Annotated in this window: 18 protein-coding genes; 8 read left to right on the top strand and 10 right to left on the bottom strand. The window is 61.1% G+C overall.

Annotated elements, in window-relative coordinates:
• The 4 genes from ACQZ6F_RS11510 to ACQZ6F_RS11525 form a co-directional block, all read right to left on the bottom strand.
• On the bottom strand, positions 1–636 hold the full coding sequence (locus ACQZ6F_RS11510) for a LysE family translocator (protein WP_449092387.1): 636 nt from the start codon (positions 634–636) through the stop codon (positions 1–3).
• Positions 637–699: 63 nt separating this feature from the next.
• The gene (locus ACQZ6F_RS11515) at positions 700–1581 is read right to left on the bottom strand and encodes an NAD(P)-dependent oxidoreductase (RefSeq protein WP_449091750.1); all 882 of its coding nucleotides are present in this window, start codon (positions 1579–1581) and stop codon (positions 700–702) included.
• Between the two features lie 128 nt (positions 1582–1709).
• Positions 1710–3149, bottom strand: coding sequence for a pyruvate kinase (pyk, locus tag ACQZ6F_RS11520; RefSeq protein ID WP_077469474.1), 1440 nt, complete (start codon positions 3147–3149; stop codon positions 1710–1712).
• The gene (locus tag ACQZ6F_RS11525) at positions 3149–3637 is read right to left on the bottom strand and encodes a DUF1036 domain-containing protein (protein WP_068400525.1); all 489 of its coding nucleotides are present in this window, start codon (positions 3635–3637) and stop codon (positions 3149–3151) included. The genes pyk and ACQZ6F_RS11525 overlap by 1 nt, the downstream gene beginning before the upstream one ends.
• A 203-nt stretch (positions 3638–3840) precedes the next feature.
• Between ACQZ6F_RS11525 and ACQZ6F_RS11530 the strand changes: the two genes are divergently transcribed.
• The 3 genes from ACQZ6F_RS11530 to ACQZ6F_RS11540 all read left to right on the top strand — a co-directional run bounded on the left by ACQZ6F_RS11530 (position 3841) and on the right by ACQZ6F_RS11540 (position 5392).
• Entirely contained in the window at positions 3841–4635 is a 795-nt protein-coding gene (locus ACQZ6F_RS11530; protein WP_449091749.1) for an N-formylglutamate amidohydrolase, read from the top strand.
• 28 nt (positions 4636–4663) lie between these two features.
• Positions 4664–4969 (top strand): DUF1244 domain-containing protein, encoded by a 306-nt coding sequence (locus tag ACQZ6F_RS11535; protein WP_449091748.1) that lies wholly within the window; start codon positions 4664–4666, stop codon positions 4967–4969.
• Positions 4970–5140: 171 nt separating this feature from the next.
• Positions 5141–5392 carry a DUF2312 domain-containing protein gene (locus tag ACQZ6F_RS11540; protein WP_068400198.1) on the top strand — a complete coding sequence of 84 codons (252 nt, stop codon included), beginning with the start codon at positions 5141–5143 and terminating at the stop codon, positions 5390–5392.
• Positions 5393–5480: 88 nt separating this feature from the next.
• On the opposite strand, the gene ACQZ6F_RS11545 is transcribed toward ACQZ6F_RS11540, so the two are convergent.
• The 4 genes from ACQZ6F_RS11545 to ACQZ6F_RS11560 form a co-directional block, all read right to left on the bottom strand.
• Complete coding sequence (locus tag ACQZ6F_RS11545; RefSeq protein ID WP_449091747.1) at positions 5481–6533, bottom strand: NAD(P)H-dependent flavin oxidoreductase; 1053 nt, start codon at positions 6531–6533, stop codon at positions 5481–5483.
• 66 nt (positions 6534–6599) lie between these two features.
• Entirely contained in the window at positions 6600–7523 is a 924-nt protein-coding gene (locus tag ACQZ6F_RS11550; protein WP_449091746.1) for an NAD(P)-dependent oxidoreductase, read from the bottom strand.
• Between the two features lie 129 nt (positions 7524–7652).
• Complete coding sequence (locus ACQZ6F_RS11555; protein ID WP_449091745.1) at positions 7653–8750, bottom strand: branched-chain amino acid aminotransferase; 1098 nt, start codon at positions 8748–8750, stop codon at positions 7653–7655.
• 191 nt (positions 8751–8941) lie between these two features.
• On the bottom strand, positions 8942–10204 hold the full coding sequence (locus ACQZ6F_RS11560) for a flavin monoamine oxidase family protein (protein WP_449091744.1): 1263 nt from the start codon (positions 10202–10204) through the stop codon (positions 8942–8944).
• A 315-nt stretch (positions 10205–10519) separates the two neighbouring features.
• Here ACQZ6F_RS11560 and ACQZ6F_RS11565 point away from each other — a divergent pair, with 315 nt between their 5' ends.
• The 5 genes from ACQZ6F_RS11565 (at position 10520) to copC (ending at position 14223) form a co-directional block, all read left to right on the top strand.
• The gene (locus tag ACQZ6F_RS11565) at positions 10520–10936 is read left to right on the top strand and encodes a hypothetical protein (RefSeq protein WP_449091743.1); all 417 of its coding nucleotides are present in this window, start codon (positions 10520–10522) and stop codon (positions 10934–10936) included.
• A 228-nt stretch (positions 10937–11164) separates the two neighbouring features.
• A complete protein-coding gene (locus ACQZ6F_RS11570; RefSeq protein ID WP_449091742.1) occupies positions 11165–12532 on the top strand; it encodes a PepSY-associated TM helix domain-containing protein in 1368 nt (455 codons plus the stop codon).
• Positions 12533–12588: 56 nt separating this feature from the next.
• Entirely contained in the window at positions 12589–13086 is a 498-nt protein-coding gene (locus tag ACQZ6F_RS11575; protein ID WP_449091741.1) for a copper chaperone PCu(A)C, read from the top strand.
• A gap of 49 nt (positions 13087–13135) precedes the next feature.
• The gene (locus ACQZ6F_RS11580; RefSeq protein WP_449092386.1) at positions 13136–13729 is read left to right on the top strand and encodes an SCO family protein; all 594 of its coding nucleotides are present in this window, start codon (positions 13136–13138) and stop codon (positions 13727–13729) included.
• A 125-nt stretch (positions 13730–13854) separates the two neighbouring features.
• Positions 13855–14223, top strand: a complete 369-nt coding sequence (copC, locus tag ACQZ6F_RS11585) for a copper homeostasis periplasmic binding protein CopC (RefSeq protein WP_449091740.1) — start codon at positions 13855–13857, stop codon at positions 14221–14223.
• A gap of 58 nt (positions 14224–14281) precedes the next feature.
• On the opposite strand, the gene ACQZ6F_RS11590 is transcribed toward copC, so the two are convergent.
• Complete coding sequence (locus ACQZ6F_RS11590) at positions 14282–14983, bottom strand: polysaccharide deacetylase family protein (protein ID WP_449091739.1); 702 nt, start codon at positions 14981–14983, stop codon at positions 14282–14284.
• A gap of 11 nt (positions 14984–14994) precedes the next feature.
• Complete coding sequence (locus ACQZ6F_RS11595) at positions 14995–15837, bottom strand: glycosyltransferase family 25 protein (protein WP_449091738.1); 843 nt, start codon at positions 15835–15837, stop codon at positions 14995–14997.
• Positions 15838–15844: the final 7 nt, after the last annotated feature.

The following is a 15844-nucleotide window of genomic DNA, read 5'->3' on the forward strand; positions in this document are numbered from 1 at the left end:
TCAATTCGAGGCGCGGCGATAAAGCGCCAGCGATCCAGCAAGAGCCAGAAGCGCGCCACCACAGGCACGCTCGAGCCACTTCGCTCCCTCTGATTTCAGCACCCGCACAGCCTGCGACCCGAAAACCGCGTAGCCGAACATGATCACAAAATCGAGCGAGGCGAAGATGGCGCCAAGGATCACATATTGCTGCAATTGCGGCGTGGCGGGATCGATGAATTGCGGCAGGAAGGCCGAGAAGAAAAGGTAGCCCTTGGGGTTGGTGACGGCGACCATAAAGCTCTTCAGGCCAATGGCAAAGGCCGTTCCCTTCGGCTGGCTCGCGCTGGCCTGCAAGGCCCCGTCGATCGTCCCCTTGGAGCGCAACATCATGATGCCGAGAAAGGCGAGATAGGCTGCACCCACCCATTTCAGAGCCGAGAACCAGAATTCGGAGGCGGCAAGCAAGGCTCCAAGACCGATGGCGACGGCACTGATCAGGACAGCATCGGAAAGGACGGCGCCGATCATACCCGGCAAGGCCCGCCTGACGCCGAAGCGCGAGCCGTTCGTCAGCGCCAGAAGCACGGTTGGCCCGGGTGTCGCGATACCAATGAAGGAGACGGCGGCGAAGGCTAGCAGCGTGGTGAGATGCATGGTTTCCTCCTCTTCGAGCCAGGAAATTTGCATGCATCTCACGCTTTTGCAAGCAGTCGGAGGTTAGTCCACCAACCCAGCATCCTTCGCCGCAAGCGCGCCGATCGCCGACCAGTCGAGCTCTTCGCCGCCATGGGCAAGCAGGTTCAGGAACCGGTCGCGCAACAGGCTTGCAAGCGGCAGCGGCACGTTCAACGCCTCACCGGCCGCCAGTGCCAATCTGATATCCTTCTGGCCAAGCGGCGCGGTGAAACCGGCTGGCTTGAACTTGCGGTCGGCGATCAGCCCGCCATAGGTCTTGTAGACGGGCGCGTTGAACAGTGTCGATGTCAGCAGATCGAGATAGGCATGCCTGTCGACGCCACCCTTTTCGACCAACGCCATGGCTTCGCCCAGCGACTCGATGACAGAGGCGATAAGGAAATTGCCGCTGAGTTTGACGAGATTGGCAGACTTGGGTTCTTCGCCGAGAACGAAAGTGCGCTGGCCAATAGCCTCGAAAAGCGGCGTGACCGTCTCTATGGCATCCGGTGCGCCGGCAGCGGCGACAAATAGTTTCGCGGCGGCAGCCGCTTCCGGCCTGCCGAAAACCGGCGCGGCGACGAAGCGCTGACCCGCTGCTGCATGGTCCCTGGTTAGCCGCTCGGACATGGCGACGCTGATCGTGCTCGCGGAGATGTGGACGGCGCCCTTGCCCAGGCTTGCGAGCACGCCGCCATCGCCATGAACGACAGCCGACAGCGCGTCGTCATGAGCGAGCATCGTGAAGACGGCATCGCCGCCGCAGGCATCCGCGACCGTCGCCGCGACCTTCGCGCCCTCGCCGGCCAAAGCCTCTGCCTTGTCGCGCGAACGATTATAGACTGTCACCTCGTGGCCAGCCTTCAGAAGATTGGCCGCCATGGCGCTGCCCATCTGCCCTAATCCGATAAATCCGACTTTCATTGGCATATCTCCTTCTCAATCCGCCTGCTTGGGGGAATTGCAGGCAATTTGGCTTCAAGAAAAAACCCGCCGTCTTTCGACAGCGGGTTTCGGATGGTTCAAGTGCTGCCGCAATCGGATGTCGGCAATCACACGCCGGACTGGCCGTCCGAACCGATATAGGCGATGCGCAGCATATTGGTGGCGCCGGGCGTGCCGAGCGGTACGCCGGCGGAAATGATGATCCGGTCGCCGGGCTTGCCGAAGCCTTCATCGGCAACGATGCGGCAGGCATTGTTGACCATGTCGTCCGGATCGGTCGCGTCATGCGTGACGACGCAATGCAGACCCCATACGACCGAAAGACGGCGCGCCGTCTGAATGCTCGGCGACAGCGCAAGGATCGATACCTGCGGGCGCTCGCGCGAGGCGCGCAGGCCTGTTGTCCCGGAAGACGTGTAACAGACGATGGCGGCAAGTTTCAGCGTTTCGGCGATCTGGCGCGCTGCCAGCGAGATTGCGTCGGCACCGGTTGCTTCGGGCTGGGCACGCTGGGCGTAGATGATGCCCGGATAATGCGGCTCGCGCTCGATGGTGCTGGCGATGGAAGCCATCGTCGACACGGCTTCAACCGGATAGTCGCCAGATGCGGATTCAGCCGAGAGCATGACGGCATCGGCGCCTTCGAAGACGGCGGTTGCAACGTCGGAGACTTCAGCGCGGGTCGGAACCGGCGAAGAGATCATCGATTCCAGCATCTGGGTGGCAACGACCACGGGCTTACCGGAACGGCGGCAGGCGCGGATCAGCTGCTTCTGGATACCGGGAACGGATTCGAGCGGCATTTCGACGCCAAGGTCGCCGCGAGCCACCATCAAGGCGTCGGAAAGCTCGATGATTTCCTCAATGCGCTCGACGGCCTGCGGCTTTTCGATCTTCGACATCAGGCCGACGCGGCCGTGGGAGATCTTGCGAACTTCCGTCAGGTCTTCAGGGCGCTGAATGAAGGAAAGGGCGACCCAGTCGACTTCGTTGGTGGCGAGAACGGCATCGAGGTCGATACGGTCCTTCTCGGTCAAAGCGCCAACGCCGAGCAGCGTATCGGGCAGGCTGACGCCCTTGCGATCCGAAATCTTCGTGCCGGAAATAACAGTCGTGACGATGCTCTTGCCGTCGCATTTTTCGGCACGTAGCGCCAGCTTGCCATCGTCGATCAGCAGGCGGTGGCCAGGCTGGACCGATTCCAGAATTTCCGGATGCGGAAGGAAAACGCGGGTGTTGTCGCCGGGCGTGTCCTGATTGTCGAGCGTAAAGGTCTGGCCGGGCTTCAGATCGACCTTGCCTTCGGCAAACTTGCCGACGCGCAGCTTGGGACCCTGCAAGTCAGCGAGAATACCGATCGGACGGCCGCAACGGCTTTCGACGGCGCGAATGCGCTGAATGACCGCGCGCATCACATCATGGCTGGCATGGCTCATGTTGATGCGGAACAGGTCTGCGCCGGCTTCATGAAGCTTCTGGATCATCTCCTCCGATGAGGAGGCCGGGCCGAGCGTGGCGAGGATTTTGACTTTTCTGTTGCGTCTCATCAGTTCTGGCTTTCCTGGCTGCCCGGGGTATCGGAGAGCTGAACCATCCAACTCGCCTGACGCCCCGTGTCGTATTCCTTGAATCCCATCTTCTGGTAGCCACGAGCGTAGCAGTCCTTCACGCCTGGGATTTTAAATTCGTTTTCCGCCACGCACATTTCGACGTCGCCCACCCATCGGCCACCGCGAGCCGCGTCTTCTGCGTAGAGGTAATAATAGCGGGACTGGAGCGGTCCCTCGATCAAAGTGGCGCAGGTATTGGCCGGAATTTGCCACCAGCCCTCGGTTACCCAGCCTTCCTTTGCCCGATAGCCGATGGCCACGCCGACGAGATTCTGTGTGCCGTTGCACGTTCGGAAATCGGCGCGAGCCGCATTCGGCATGAAGAAAAACGGCGCTGCCGCAGCAAGGATGAGAAAGGCGATTCGGCTGAGCGGACCTGACCGCTTAACGAAACTTGGCGCGACTTGGCTGGACACGGCTTCCAATTGGCTCCCGGTTATTCGTCGTTGCGTCTTCTTGCGCTGCCATCCCATGAATGTCAACGCAACTCTAATCGATTATATTTTCTTCACGGGATGGTGACGGCATCCCGCGCCGCTCTTCATCCGATCGAAGCTGCGAACCTTGCACCTTCCATCCGCGCATGCAATCAAACAAAGAGTTGAAAATACAATAATCGACAATCCACATGACCGACTTCAGATCTTTTGAAATCCTATCCGGCAATCGTGACAAAGGCATGGTCATTCTCGGAGATCATGCCATGCGGCATCTGCCCGAGCGTTATGGCCGCCTGGGGCTACCGGAAACCGCCTTTTCTCGACACATCGCCTACGATATCGGCATCGAAAGCCTGTGCCGCCGCCTCTGCGAGAGGCTTGATGTGCCAGGCGTGCTTGGCGGCTTTTCCCGCCTGCTGATCGATCCGAACCGCGGCGAGGACGACCCCACCCTGATCATGAAGATCTCCGACGGCGCGATCATTCCGGGCAATCACCCCATCACCGACGAGGAATGGAACTACCGCATCGAGGCATTCCACCGGCCCTATCACCGTGCCGTCGAGGAAACGATCGCCTCGGTGGCCGAAGCAACAGGCAAGGCGCCGCTTGTCCTGTCGATGCATTCCTTCACGCCGGCTTGGAAGGGTGTCGCGAGACCCTGGCATGCGAGCGTGCTCTGGGACAGCGACGATCGCGCAGTCGCGCCGCTCCTTGCAAAACTCGGTGCCGATACCGATCTCGTCATTGGCGACAACGAGCCTTACGACGGCGCATTGCGAAACGACACCATGTTTCGCCATTGCATGAAGACGGGTATCCCACATGCGCTGCTGGAGGTTCGCCAGGATCTGATCGGCGACGAGGCCGGCATCGTCGAATGGGCCGATCGGCTCACCCAGATCTTCGCCGAGATGAATGCCGATCCGGCACTGCACGAATACAAGCGATATCCGTCGCGCACAGGTCCCTACGAGGCATGATGCGGCGAGCGAATCGAGGAGAAGAGAGATGAGCACGCTGACCGAGGAACAACAGACCGAGTTGGAAGCCGCTGCCTTCCGCCGTCTTGTGGCGCACCTGCGCGAACGCAGCGATGTTCAGAACATCGACCTGATGAATCTCGCCGGCTTTTGCCGCAATTGCCTGTCCAACTGGTACCGCGAAGCAGCCGAGGAATCGGGCTTGCCCGTCAGCAAGGACGAGTCGCGCGAGATGGTCTACGGCATGCCCTATGAGGATTGGAAGAACCTGCATCAAGGCGAAGCCTCGGCTGTGCAAAAAGCCGCTTTCGAACAGAACAAGCCGAAAGAATAGTCTCGCTTTGGCCAATACGGCTTGACCTTCCGCTTCATTCGCGGCAGTTCAACTGCCCAATCGAATTCGAAATCCCGCGCAAGCCCTGAAGCGAAGGCAGCATCGGTAGACCCGCCGATCACATTTGCAACCGGCTTCAAGCGACCCTCTAGGACCCTTTAGGAGAAGTGCATGGAAGAGAGCAGCGTTGAGAATGTAGCCGCAGCGGAACTGCGTCAGTTCATCGAACGGATCGAACGTCTGGAAGAAGAAAAGGCCGCGATCGGCAGCGACATCAAGGATGTCATGGGCGAAGCCAAGGGTCGTGGCTACGACACCAAGGCGATCCGCACCATCATTCGTCTTCGCAAGAAGGACGCCAACGAGCGCCTGGAAGAAGAATCCATCCTGCAGACCTACATGGCCGCACTCGGCATGGAATAATCGAGGCTGGCCTCAACCTGTTTGCATGAATTGGAGCCGGCTTGCCGGCTCCTTTGCTTTTGGCGCGCAAAGATCGCCCAATACGGGATCACTGCTCGAAAAGACGATCGATCAGCGCGGCCGCACTTCCCTGCCAAAGCTCACCCTTGCCGGTCCCGGCCCAGAGCGACAGGAAATCGGCCGAGCCCTTGGCGGTCGATGCGCCCCGAATATCCCGCGTGAATTTGTTCTGCGCAGGAAAGGGAAGGATGGCAGCGCCCTTCGTCTCCATCTCATCCATGAAGCGGTTTTCGAGGCCACGGGCAAAACGGCCGGAAAAGGTGCGCGTCGTGCGTGTCCTGCGCTCCGGCGTTGCCAGAAGTTTCGCCCGATAGGGTGCAGACGTCCCGGCTTCCGCGCAGGCCAAGAAAGCGGTGCCCACCTGCACGGCTTGCGCACCGGCCTGCAGAGCCGCGCGAACATCGCCGGCCGTCATGATGCCGCCGGCCGCGATCAGGGGCACGCGGATTTTTCCGACGCTTTGCGCCAGAAGATCGTGCAAGTTGATTGCCGGGTCCGACGCATGGGCATCGAAGATGCCACGATGGCCACCAGCCTCGAAACCCTGTAGCGTGATTGCGTCGACACCGCTATCTTCAAGCGCCCTCGCCTCTTCCGGTGTCGTCGCGGTGCCGATCAGCGGGATGCCCGCCTTCTTTGCCGCGCGGACATGATCGGCGGGCAGCAACCCGAAGACGAAGCTGAAGCAGGCCGGGTTAATGCGCAGCACGGCTTCGAACTGCACGTCGAAATCCTCTTCATAAGGAGCACTCAGCTGCGGCGGCGGCAACTGCAGCTCCGCGCGATAACCCGCCGTTGCCTCGACTGCCCTTTCCAACTGATCCGGCGCGACGTCGGGGATTGAATGAGGAATGAACAGATTGATCGCAAATGGCTTGTCGGTCCGCTGGCGCACCTGAGCGGCAAAGGCCTCGATCGCCGCCGCGTTGGAGTAAGCGCCTCCCATGGCGCCAAGCGCGCCCGCAGCCGAGGCGGCGGCCACGAGATCTGAAGACGAGGGACCGCCGGCCATCGGGGCAACGATCAATGGATGCTTCAATCCGAGCTTCTGAAATAGATTGCTGTCCGTAGGGGCAGACATGTCGATCTTCCTTTCGGGAATACCTGTCTAAGTCTCAGCTCAACATAGGCATTCCCAGGCCGTTTCCTAGGAGCGACCAAGCGCCGCGGTGCGCGCTTCGATTGCCTTCAAAACGGAGGACATATCGAGCCTGCCGTTACCAAGCTCGACACTTTCTCCATAGAGCGCACGACACAGATCGAGCACCGGCGACGCCATGCCGGCAGCCCGCGCCGCCTGCGCAATCAGATTGGTGCTGTTGAAGGCATCGGCTGTCGCCGCCTGCACGGAAAAGTCGCCGGCGATCAGCTTCGGGATCTTCACGCGCGTCAGATCGCTGGCCATCGGACCGGAATCGATCGCCGCCTGGAAGGTGGAGAGATCGAGCCCATTCCGGCTTGCGAAATGCGCCGCCTCGGCCAATCCGGCAAGCGTCGTGCAAAGATAGAGATTGACGGCGAGCTTCATGAGGAGCGCGTTGCCGACCGGCCCGCACAGGATCGTTTCGCGGCACATGGGGGCGAGCAGCGGCCGCACTTCGGCAACATCCTCCGGATCGCCACCGAGCAGCGAGACCAGCTGTCCCATCTCGGCCGGCTTCCGCGAGCCCGATACCGGCGCTTCCACATAGCGGCCGCCCGCAGCAACAATCTCGGCGGCAAGGCCGCGCGAGTAGTCGGGTGGATTGGACCCCATCGAAACGACGATGTGCCCGGAAACCAGCTTGGCGAATGCAGGCGTGCCGCGCTGCAGCACCTCATCCAGCACTGCTTCATTGACGAGCATCAGGAGCACGATGCGCGTCCGCTCAAACACGTCCTCCACACTTGTCGCAACCGCCGCCCCGGCCTGACGCAGCGGATCGGCTGCGGCCGGCGATCTGTTCCACACGACGAGCCGCGTGCCGGCCCTTGCAAGATTGAGTGCCATCGGCTGGCCCATGACGCCGAGACCGACAAAGCCGATCTCCTCGCCCGGCTCGGCGCCGGGACGTTCGCTTGCGTTGCTCATCATAACAACTCCGATGTTTCGGGTGACGATGCGATCTCACATGTCAGAGCTCGGCGGGACAATTCTTCCCGCCGAGTATCGATCCACCGCCCAGTCGGCACCGGGCGCCGATTATCCGCTTGCGCCGGCTTAGAACAGCCGGTCCAGCCACTCGTTCTTGTCCGGGGCACGGCCGAACTGGATGTCCGTCAGCGCCGCCTTCAGGCGCAGCGTTATGGGGCCGGCATTGCCGTCGCCAATGGTGAAGCCATGCTTGCGGCCCTTCAGCTTGCCGATCGGCGTCACCACCGCTGCCGTACCGCAGGCAAAGGCTTCGCGCAGGCGCCCGCTCTCGACATCGGCCTGCCATTGATCGATGGCATAGGGCTCCTCGCGAACGGTCAGGCCCATGTCGCGCCCGAGCTTGATCAGCGAGTCGCGCGTGATGCCGGGCAGGATCGTGCCGGTCAGCGGCGGCGTCTGTAGAGAACCGTCTTCGAAGACGAAGAAGATGTTCATGCCGCCAAGCTCTTCGATCCAGCGCTTTTCGACAGCATCGAGGAAGACGACCTGCTCGCAGCCCTCGCGCTGGCCTTCGGCAAGCGCGGAAAGGCTTGCAGCGTAATTGCCGCCGCATTTGGCAGCGCCCGTGCCGCCGGGAGCAGCACGCGTGAAATTCTCTGAAAGCCAAAGCGTGACAGCCGACGCGCCACCCTTGAAATAGGAGGCAACCGGAGAGGCGATAACGCAGTAGAGGTAGTCGGTCGCCGGCCTTGTGCCGAGCGCGGCTTCAGAGCCGATCATGAACGGCCGGAGATAGAGCGATGCGCCCTCGGCGGTCGGAATCCAGTCGCGATCGATCTTCACCAGTTCCCGCACGGATTCGACAAAGAGATCCTCAGGCAGGGTCGGCATGGCCAAGCGCTCGGCCGAATTGTGGAAACGCCGCGCATTGGCGCTGGGGCGGAACAATGCGGCTCCGCCGTCAGGCAGATGGTAGGCCTTCATGCCTTCGAAGATTTCCTGCGCATAGTGGAGCACCACGGTCGCGGGATCGAGAGCCAGTGCCTTGCGCGGCTCGATCTTGGCGCTGTGCCAACCGCGATCCTGCGAATAGTGGATCGTCGCCATGTGATCGGTGAATATGCGTCCAAAGCCCGGATTCTGCAGCAGGGTTTCCCGCTCGCTGGCCGTTGCCGGGTTTGGATTTTTCTGAATGTCGAACGGTAATGCGACGCCGTTACTCATGGCTCCTCCAATGCTTTGTCCATCACGGCTTTCGCCGCTTATCTCCCGAAAGAAAATCTAAACCAAATCGGGTGGTATTTGATTGCGTTTACGCCTGTTGCCGCGCAAGTTTAAGAGCACTTCGCATAAATTTTTGAGGCGAATCGCTATTTTTCGCCCCGAAGTGCGTCGCCCCTGTCATCAAGCAGAGATCAGAGTGCTTTCGCCACCGCTTCCGCCGCGACAACGCCGCTTTCATAGGCGCCGTGCGCGGTCGAATATCGCGTCCGCGAGCAGGCCTCCCCGGCAAAGAACAGCCGATCGTTGCAAGGCGCGGCCAGAACACCGCGTAGATCCGAAGCACCAGGTGTCGCATAGGAGTAAGAGCCGCCGACAAAGGGCTCGCTCGCCCAGGCCGACATGACGAGAGGCGAGAGTTTCTTGCCGATATCCGCGCCGAAAACACGCTTCAACTGCTCCACCGAAAAGGCGAAGGCGGCTTCCGTGCCTTGTCGTTCGAGATCGAGCGCGAGATCGGCTGCAAAATAGGCTTCGATGACGGGCGCGCCGAACGGCCTCAGCTGATAGGCGCCCGTGCGCCGGCTCTCCCGCGACCCCATGACATGCGTATCCTCGGGAAACATCTCCGGTTCGGACACATGGATGAAAAGCTTATCCGCCAATCCGAGAGGCAAGCGCGAGGCCGCTTCGATCTTCTCCGGAAGCGGCGGCCAGAAGGCAATCCGCTCCGCGGCGAGGACATTGGTAGAGACTGCCAGGATAACCGCCCGCGCCTTCAGCTCGCCCTTGCCCGTCGAAAGCACGACATGGTCCGCTCCGGTGTGGTCGATCCGATTAACCTCCACGCCGAGAATGGTCGGCACGGGCAAGCCGTAGGTGGCCACAAGCGTGCCGTAGCCCTGCAGCACGCGCCAGTCCGGGCCTGGGCCTGGATCGTAGCGACCGAGATCGATAACCGAAGACTTCGGCAATTCCGCTCCGGTCATGAATGCGCCGACGGCGTAAAGCCGCTCGATCCACGGATCATCAGGCGCGAGCATGGTTGACAGATCCGCGTCGGCAACGCCTTCATAGGCATCGACCCGCTCGAAGAATTCCGCAACGGCCTCTGCCGCCGCCTTCACTCCGGGCTCTTTTCCTTCCAGCTGTCGGCTGCCATCGCTCCAGGGTGCCGGCGTGCGATCGACCGTCAGGCCGATCTCTTCGGTAATCTTTGTCCAGGGGTTGGTGCGTGCGCCGTGCAGCCAGCCGCAGCCGAGGTCGAGCGCGACTCCATCGGCGCCGAAGGGATGGATCGTCCGCGCCCGTCCGCCGACGCGATCGGACGCTTCGAGCAGAACGATCGAAAGGTCGGGCCGAAGCGATTGCAGCCGCCGGGCAGCTCCGACGCCCGCAGCGCCGGCACCGATAACGGCAACGTCGACTTCGCCGCCCCTCCAGGATTCGATGGGCATTCCATTTCCTTTTTTGCACAAACCCCTGGAGGCGAACTGCCGCAGGACGATGCACGACGCAGAGCCCCGCCGGCAGAGCGTGATGCCGAAAAGTGTAAGCGGTTTTCGGACGACATCACGCTCTACTTCTTTGAGTCTAGAGCGGATTCAGATTTTAGGTCAAACAGACCTAAAATCATCCGGCTCTAGTCGGCTCAGACTTTCCGACCAATCTCTAACTGACCTTCGCGCGGCATGTAAACGGGCACATCGAAGCGCATACCAAATTGCCGCATTGAGCTGTGGCGGCGAATGTCGTAGGTGCTTTGGAAAATAATGGGGAGACTCGTGCGGAAGCGAATCTTTGGGACAACGCGGTTGCTGGTGCGCATTCTATGCGCCATCGCATTGCTGTCCGTCGGTTTCGCCCATCGCCCGGCTGTTGCCAGCGCCGCAGAACTCACCCCTGTCGAACTTGCTCAATACCGTCTGCCTGATGGAACCCTGCCGGTCCTCTGCGTCACCGAAAGGACGCCCGACGGCAAGGAACACAGCAAGGCCTATATGCCGGGATGCGAGGCCTGCCGCATCTCCGCCGCCATCCTGCTTCCCACCCCGCCGACTGACATCTGCGAGCATCTCGCCTTTGTCAGAGAGGATATCGTCGTCACGCGAGACGAAGCGTTCCGCCGGCAGCTTTATCCGCCGAATAGCGGCCCACGCGCTCCCCCCTCTCCCCAGATCCTTGTCTGAGCCTGCGTCACGGACGATGCCGTGACGCTTGTCGTCAACGGTGGCCGCACCACGAGAACTGATCGTGCCGGCTGCGGGTGAGATACCTCCTTGCTGATGTCCCGACACATGACGGATCTCTTTGTTGTCCGCCCTACAGGCGACATCGGCATAGGCCACCACTCCCGCAGACAGGCATCTTTCTCGAAAGGGATCGTTCCGCGCCGCCGGATCTTCGGAGAGTTTCCCATGTCTGCCTTCACCGCGGCCGAGCCCGCCGCAACCGCATCAGACCATATCTCGCTCTATCGAGCGATCTGGCGCTGGCATTTCTTCGCCGGCCTGCTCGTCATCCCCTTTCTGCTCAACCTGGCGATCACCGGGTCCATCTATCTCTTCAAGGATCAGATCGCCGACACCTTCTATGCCCATCGCAACATCGTCGCCGATACCGGTGCGATGCTGCCGCCGCGGCAGATCGTCGACGCGGCATTGGCAGCCATGCCGGGCACCATGGCGGCATCTTATCGCGAACCTGCTGCGGCAGACCGATCCGCGCTGGTCACGGTGTCGAAAGGTGGCCAATCGACGCTCGTCTACGTCAATCCGCACAATGGCGATGTGCTCGGCTCGGTCGGCTCGAAGCAAGAGTTCAGCTGGGTCGTCAAACGCATCCACAGCCTCGAATATTTCGGAACATGGACCAACCGCATCATCGAGATCGTCGGTGGCTTCGCACTGATGCTTGTCGTGACGGGCATCTATCTCTGGTGGCCGCGGCGCCAGACGGGCGGCGTCCTCACCGTTCGCGGCACGCCGTCCCGCCGTGTCTTCTGGCGCGATCTCCATGCCGTCACCGGCGCCATCGCCGGCATCGTCATCTTTTTCCTCGCCTTCAGCGGCATGCCCTGGTCGGGCTATTGGGGCGCCAATGTCAATGCATGGCTGACCTCCAACGATCTCGGCTATCCTGCAGCTCTCTGGGACGAGGTGCCGAAATCGACGAAAGTCACACAGGACATCGTCAACAGGCCCGGCTGGATTGTCGAGAACGCGCCCGTGCCGCTCTCGAGCGCAGCACCGACATCGACACCGATCGGGCTCGACAAGGCGGTCGAGATCGCCAGAGGATTGGGCATAGCGCCCGGCTTCAGCATGGCCCTGCCCTCCGACGAAACGGGCGTCTTCACCGCCTCGATCTTCCCCAAAGATCTCTCCCAGGAACGCACCGTCCATATCGACCAATATTCCGGCAAGCCGCTGGTCGACCTTTCCTTCGATCAATATCCGGCACTCGGCCAGGCGATCGAATGGGGCATCAATGTCCATCAGGGGCAGGAATGGGGCCTCCTCAACCAGCTGCTGATGCTGGCGACCTGCATTGCCATCATTTTGAGCTGCGTCACCGCAATCATGATGTGGTGGAAACGGCGGCCGGCCGGCCGTCTCGGCGTGCCGCCGATGCCGCCGCAAAAGTCCGTCTATATCGGATTGTGGCTGATCGCGATCGTCTTCGGCGCCGCCTTTCCCTTAAGCGGTCTCGCCGTCGTCGCGATGCTGGTGGTGGATCAGACCGTCATCCGCTTTGTACCGCCGCTGAAACGCTTTTTCTCATGAAAGGCTGTGCGGCAGGTCCTGCCGCACAGCATCCAGATCCCCGGAGGAAACCGATCATGAACCGATTTATCAGCTCTTTCGTTGCCGCAAGCCTCTGCCTTGCCGCGCCCGGTCTGGCTTTCGCCACGGACGTAACGCTTGGAAAGCTCAAGATCGCTGCTCCCTATGTGCGTGCCATGGTGCCAGGTGCCGAGGTCGGCGGCGGTTACGTGACCATCACCAATACCGGCAGCACCGACGACCGGTTGATCGCAGCCAGCTCGTCGCGAGCGGTCAAAGTCGAGGTCCATGAGATGAAGATGGACAACGACGTCATGGTGATGCGCAAGCTTGAGAAGGGTCTGCCGCTGCCCGCCGGCAAGACGGTTCAGCTGAAGCCCGGCAGCTATCACCTCATGTTCATGGATGTCATCGATCCGTTCAAACAGGGCGAGACGATCAGGGCGAAATTGACCTTCGAAAAGGCCGGTTCGATCGATGTCGATTTCCCTGTGGGTTCGGCGGTTGCGAGCAAGGCGGAGAACGGAGGCGAGCATGCCAACGCAGCTGAATGAACGGCGCGGCAGCAGCCGTGCCTCCCTTCACGCCAAGGAGGAGAAGCCCATGTTCACGAAGGAATGGTCGGTCCCCGCTATCCTGACGGTCTTCCTGCTCAGCGTCTGCGGCTTGATCGCCTACTTCACCTGGAGCCTGATGCCGCCGGCAAAAGGGGCGGAGGAGCACATCGGCTCCTCCTTCAACCTTATCGACGACCGGGGCCAGCCGATGACCGCGCAGGCTTTCAAGGGCCACCCGTCACTCGTCTACTTCGGCTATACCCATTGCCCAGATGTCTGCCCGACCACACTGTTCGAAATGGCCGGCTGGCTGAAGACGCTGGGGCCGGAGGCGGACAGGCTCAAAGCCTATTTCTTCTCCGTGGACCCGGAGCGCGACACGCCGGAGGTCATGCACAAATACACCGGCAATTTCACCGATCGCATCACCGGCGTTACCGGTAATCCCACGGAAATGCAGAGGGCCATCAAGGACTGGCGCATCTATGCCAAGAAAGTGCCTTCGCCCGACGGCGACTATACGATGGATCATACAGCCTCGGTCCTTCTCGTCGGCGCTGACGGCAATCTGCGCGGTCTCATTGCCTACGGCGAGGACAAGGACGTCGCCCTGCAAAAGATCCGCAATCTTCTGAAATGAGCGGCCATAGGCCGCCCGCACGCACCCCATCGGTAGCAATCCGAACGGGATATAAGAGGCGACATCCGTCGCCATCAAACCTGCCGCAGCCCCCTGCGGCGCCTCAATGGAAAAGGAAGACCGACATGACTCGGATGAAGACGTTGCTAACCGTGACTGTCGCCGCCAGCATGGCCTTCGCAGGCCAGGCCCTGGCGCATGCTCACCTGAAGTCCTCCGCGCCGGCCGCCGACAGCGCCGTCAAGCAGGCCCCTTCGGAACTCGACCTCACCTTCACCGAAGGTCTGAACCTGAAGTTCAGCGGCGTAACCGTTACCGGACCGGACAAGAAGGCGGTCAAAACGGGCGCTTCTTCGCTGATGGATGGCGACAAAACGCTGATGGTGCCTGTCAGCGACAAGCTTGCACCCGGCAAGTACACGGTCGAATGGCACGCGCTCTCGACTGACGGCCATAAGACCAACGGCGCCTACACATTCACCATCGCGCCTTGATCAAGCCTTTCCGGGGCGGCTTTCAGCCGCTCCGGCGACGCCGCCAGCTATGGGTGACTCAACCAAACGTGCATTTCTTGACGAAATGCAGCCAGCTGTCGTTGCGCCGGATCGTTGCGCGCGGCAGGCCGAAGGGATCGTCCCCCGGCCGCGCCCTTCCGCGCCGTGTTGTGGTCGCGGCACTATAGCCGGCCTCGTAGGCCAGCACCCGATCGAGCGGTGTCTCGTCGCCATAGGGAAAACAGAAGGACGAAACGCCCTCGTCCAGCACGTCTTCCAGTAGCCCGCGCGAATCCGAGATCTGGCGCCGCGCATCCTCCATCGGCAATTGCGGAAGATGGACATGATCGAGCGTGTGCGAGCCGACTTCATGCCCAAGGCTGCTCCAGCAGCGCAGCTGCTCGACAGACATGCAAGCCGCAGGCGCCACGCCAAGCGGCAGGTCCCAGACATTGCCGCCGCCGATCTGGTTCACGACAACGAAATTCGTGGCGGTGAAGCCGAATTCCTGCAGCACGGGCAAGGCATTCTCGAAGACGTTCAAATAGCTGTCGTCGAAGGTGATGGCGGCAACCTTGCCGGCCTTCAATCCGGTGATGTAAGGCATTGCCTCACGCAGTGACAGGCCTTGAATTCCGAGCCTCTTCAGCCATTCCATCTGGCGACGGAATGCTTCCGGATGGACGGTCATGCTTCTGAACGGCGCCTTGCTCGAAGGTGGCACCGCAATCTGATGATATGCGAGAATTGGAACGGACAATTTTGCTCTTCTTAGATGGGGCGGTGCGAGCGCAGCGCAATTCTTGCGCGATATAGCGGCCGCAGCACCTCTCTGGAAAGCCTTTCCATCAGGGTCTTACGGCTCTTGATGGTGCTGCCGCCAAGCTGCGAGGAGATTTCATGCACACCACCGGGAAGCACGGCGAGCGGTGAAACATGGGTAAGCCAGCTCATCTGCACCGTTGTATCAACCGGCCTGTCGAAGAAGGCGGTTGCTTGCAGCAGACGAATGGCTGCGTCGCGGCTGACGAGCTGCGCCACCATGCCAAGGCCGATCCGGGTCGGCTGAATGACGTTGATCTCGCCCTGCGTCAGAACGCGGGTGCCATGTTCCTTGCCCATTCGGAAGGGGAAGCGAATGAACGCCCCTGGCTTGAGGCAGGCCTTGGCAGCCGCAAAGGCCGCATGAAACGAATCATCGATCTCCACATCATCTTCGAAGATGAGGCCGGCATCGATGTTCTGTTCGACGATGGCGGCCCATGCCTTGCGGTGCGACAGGAAGCAGGCGATCTCGCCCTGGCTCATGGCAAAGGGATAGGACGGCTTGTGGAGCTTACGGCGATAGACGCGGTCTATTTCAGCCTCGGTCAGGCAACGGCCGTCGACGGCTTCCACGATTTCACTCGAAACCGGCAGCTTTGCCATCAGTCTTTCGACCTGCGGCATACGATCGCGAGCACGATCCAGGTGGACGATGAAGCCACGGATGACGAGCTGACTCGGCTCGTTCAGGTTCGCTCCAACGGGGGCAGATACGCGATCGAATCCGAATCCCGCATGCGCTCTTTCAAGCGGCGTCGCCGAAGACGGGTCGAATTCGTTGGTCTGCATCAAATGA

This window comes from Rhizobium sp. A22-96, from assembly GCF_053521805.1.

Bases quoted from the DNA above. Each gene is read 5' to 3' on its own strand.
- ACQZ6F_RS11510 (WP_449092387.1), bottom strand. From the start codon at position 636: ATGCATCTCACCACGCTGCTAGCCTTCGCCGCCGTCTCCTTCATTGGT.
- ACQZ6F_RS11515 (WP_449091750.1), bottom strand. From the start codon at position 1,581: ATGAAAGTCGGATTTATCGGATTAGGGCAGATGGGCAGCGCCATGGCG.
- pyk (WP_077469474.1), bottom strand. From the start codon at position 3,149: ATGAGACGCAACAGAAAAGTCAAAATCCTCGCCACGCTCGGCCCGGCC.
- ACQZ6F_RS11530 (WP_449091749.1), top strand. From the start codon at position 3,841: ATGACCGACTTCAGATCTTTTGAAATCCTATCCGGCAATCGTGACAAA.
- ACQZ6F_RS11535 (WP_449091748.1), top strand. From the start codon at position 4,664: ATGAGCACGCTGACCGAGGAACAACAGACCGAGTTGGAAGCCGCTGCC.
- ACQZ6F_RS11540 (WP_068400198.1), top strand. From the start codon at position 5,141: ATGGAAGAGAGCAGCGTTGAGAATGTAGCCGCAGCGGAACTGCGTCAG.
- ACQZ6F_RS11545 (WP_449091747.1), bottom strand. From the start codon at position 6,533: ATGTCTGCCCCTACGGACAGCAATCTATTTCAGAAGCTCGGATTGAAG.
- ACQZ6F_RS11550 (WP_449091746.1), bottom strand. From the start codon at position 7,523: ATGAGCAACGCAAGCGAACGTCCCGGCGCCGAGCCGGGCGAGGAGATC.
- ACQZ6F_RS11555 (WP_449091745.1), bottom strand. From the start codon at position 8,750: ATGAGTAACGGCGTCGCATTACCGTTCGACATTCAGAAAAATCCAAAC.
- ACQZ6F_RS11560 (WP_449091744.1), bottom strand. From the start codon at position 10,204: ATGCCCATCGAATCCTGGAGGGGCGGCGAAGTCGACGTTGCCGTTATC.
- ACQZ6F_RS11565 (WP_449091743.1), top strand. From the start codon at position 10,520: ATGGGGAGACTCGTGCGGAAGCGAATCTTTGGGACAACGCGGTTGCTG.
- ACQZ6F_RS11570 (WP_449091742.1), top strand. From the start codon at position 11,165: ATGTCTGCCTTCACCGCGGCCGAGCCCGCCGCAACCGCATCAGACCAT.
- ACQZ6F_RS11575 (WP_449091741.1), top strand. From the start codon at position 12,589: ATGAACCGATTTATCAGCTCTTTCGTTGCCGCAAGCCTCTGCCTTGCC.
- ACQZ6F_RS11580 (WP_449092386.1), top strand. From the start codon at position 13,136: ATGTTCACGAAGGAATGGTCGGTCCCCGCTATCCTGACGGTCTTCCTG.
- copC (WP_449091740.1), top strand. From the start codon at position 13,855: ATGACTCGGATGAAGACGTTGCTAACCGTGACTGTCGCCGCCAGCATG.
- ACQZ6F_RS11595 (WP_449091738.1), bottom strand. From the start codon at position 15,837: ATGCAGACCAACGAATTCGACCCGTCTTCGGCGACGCCGCTTGAAAGA.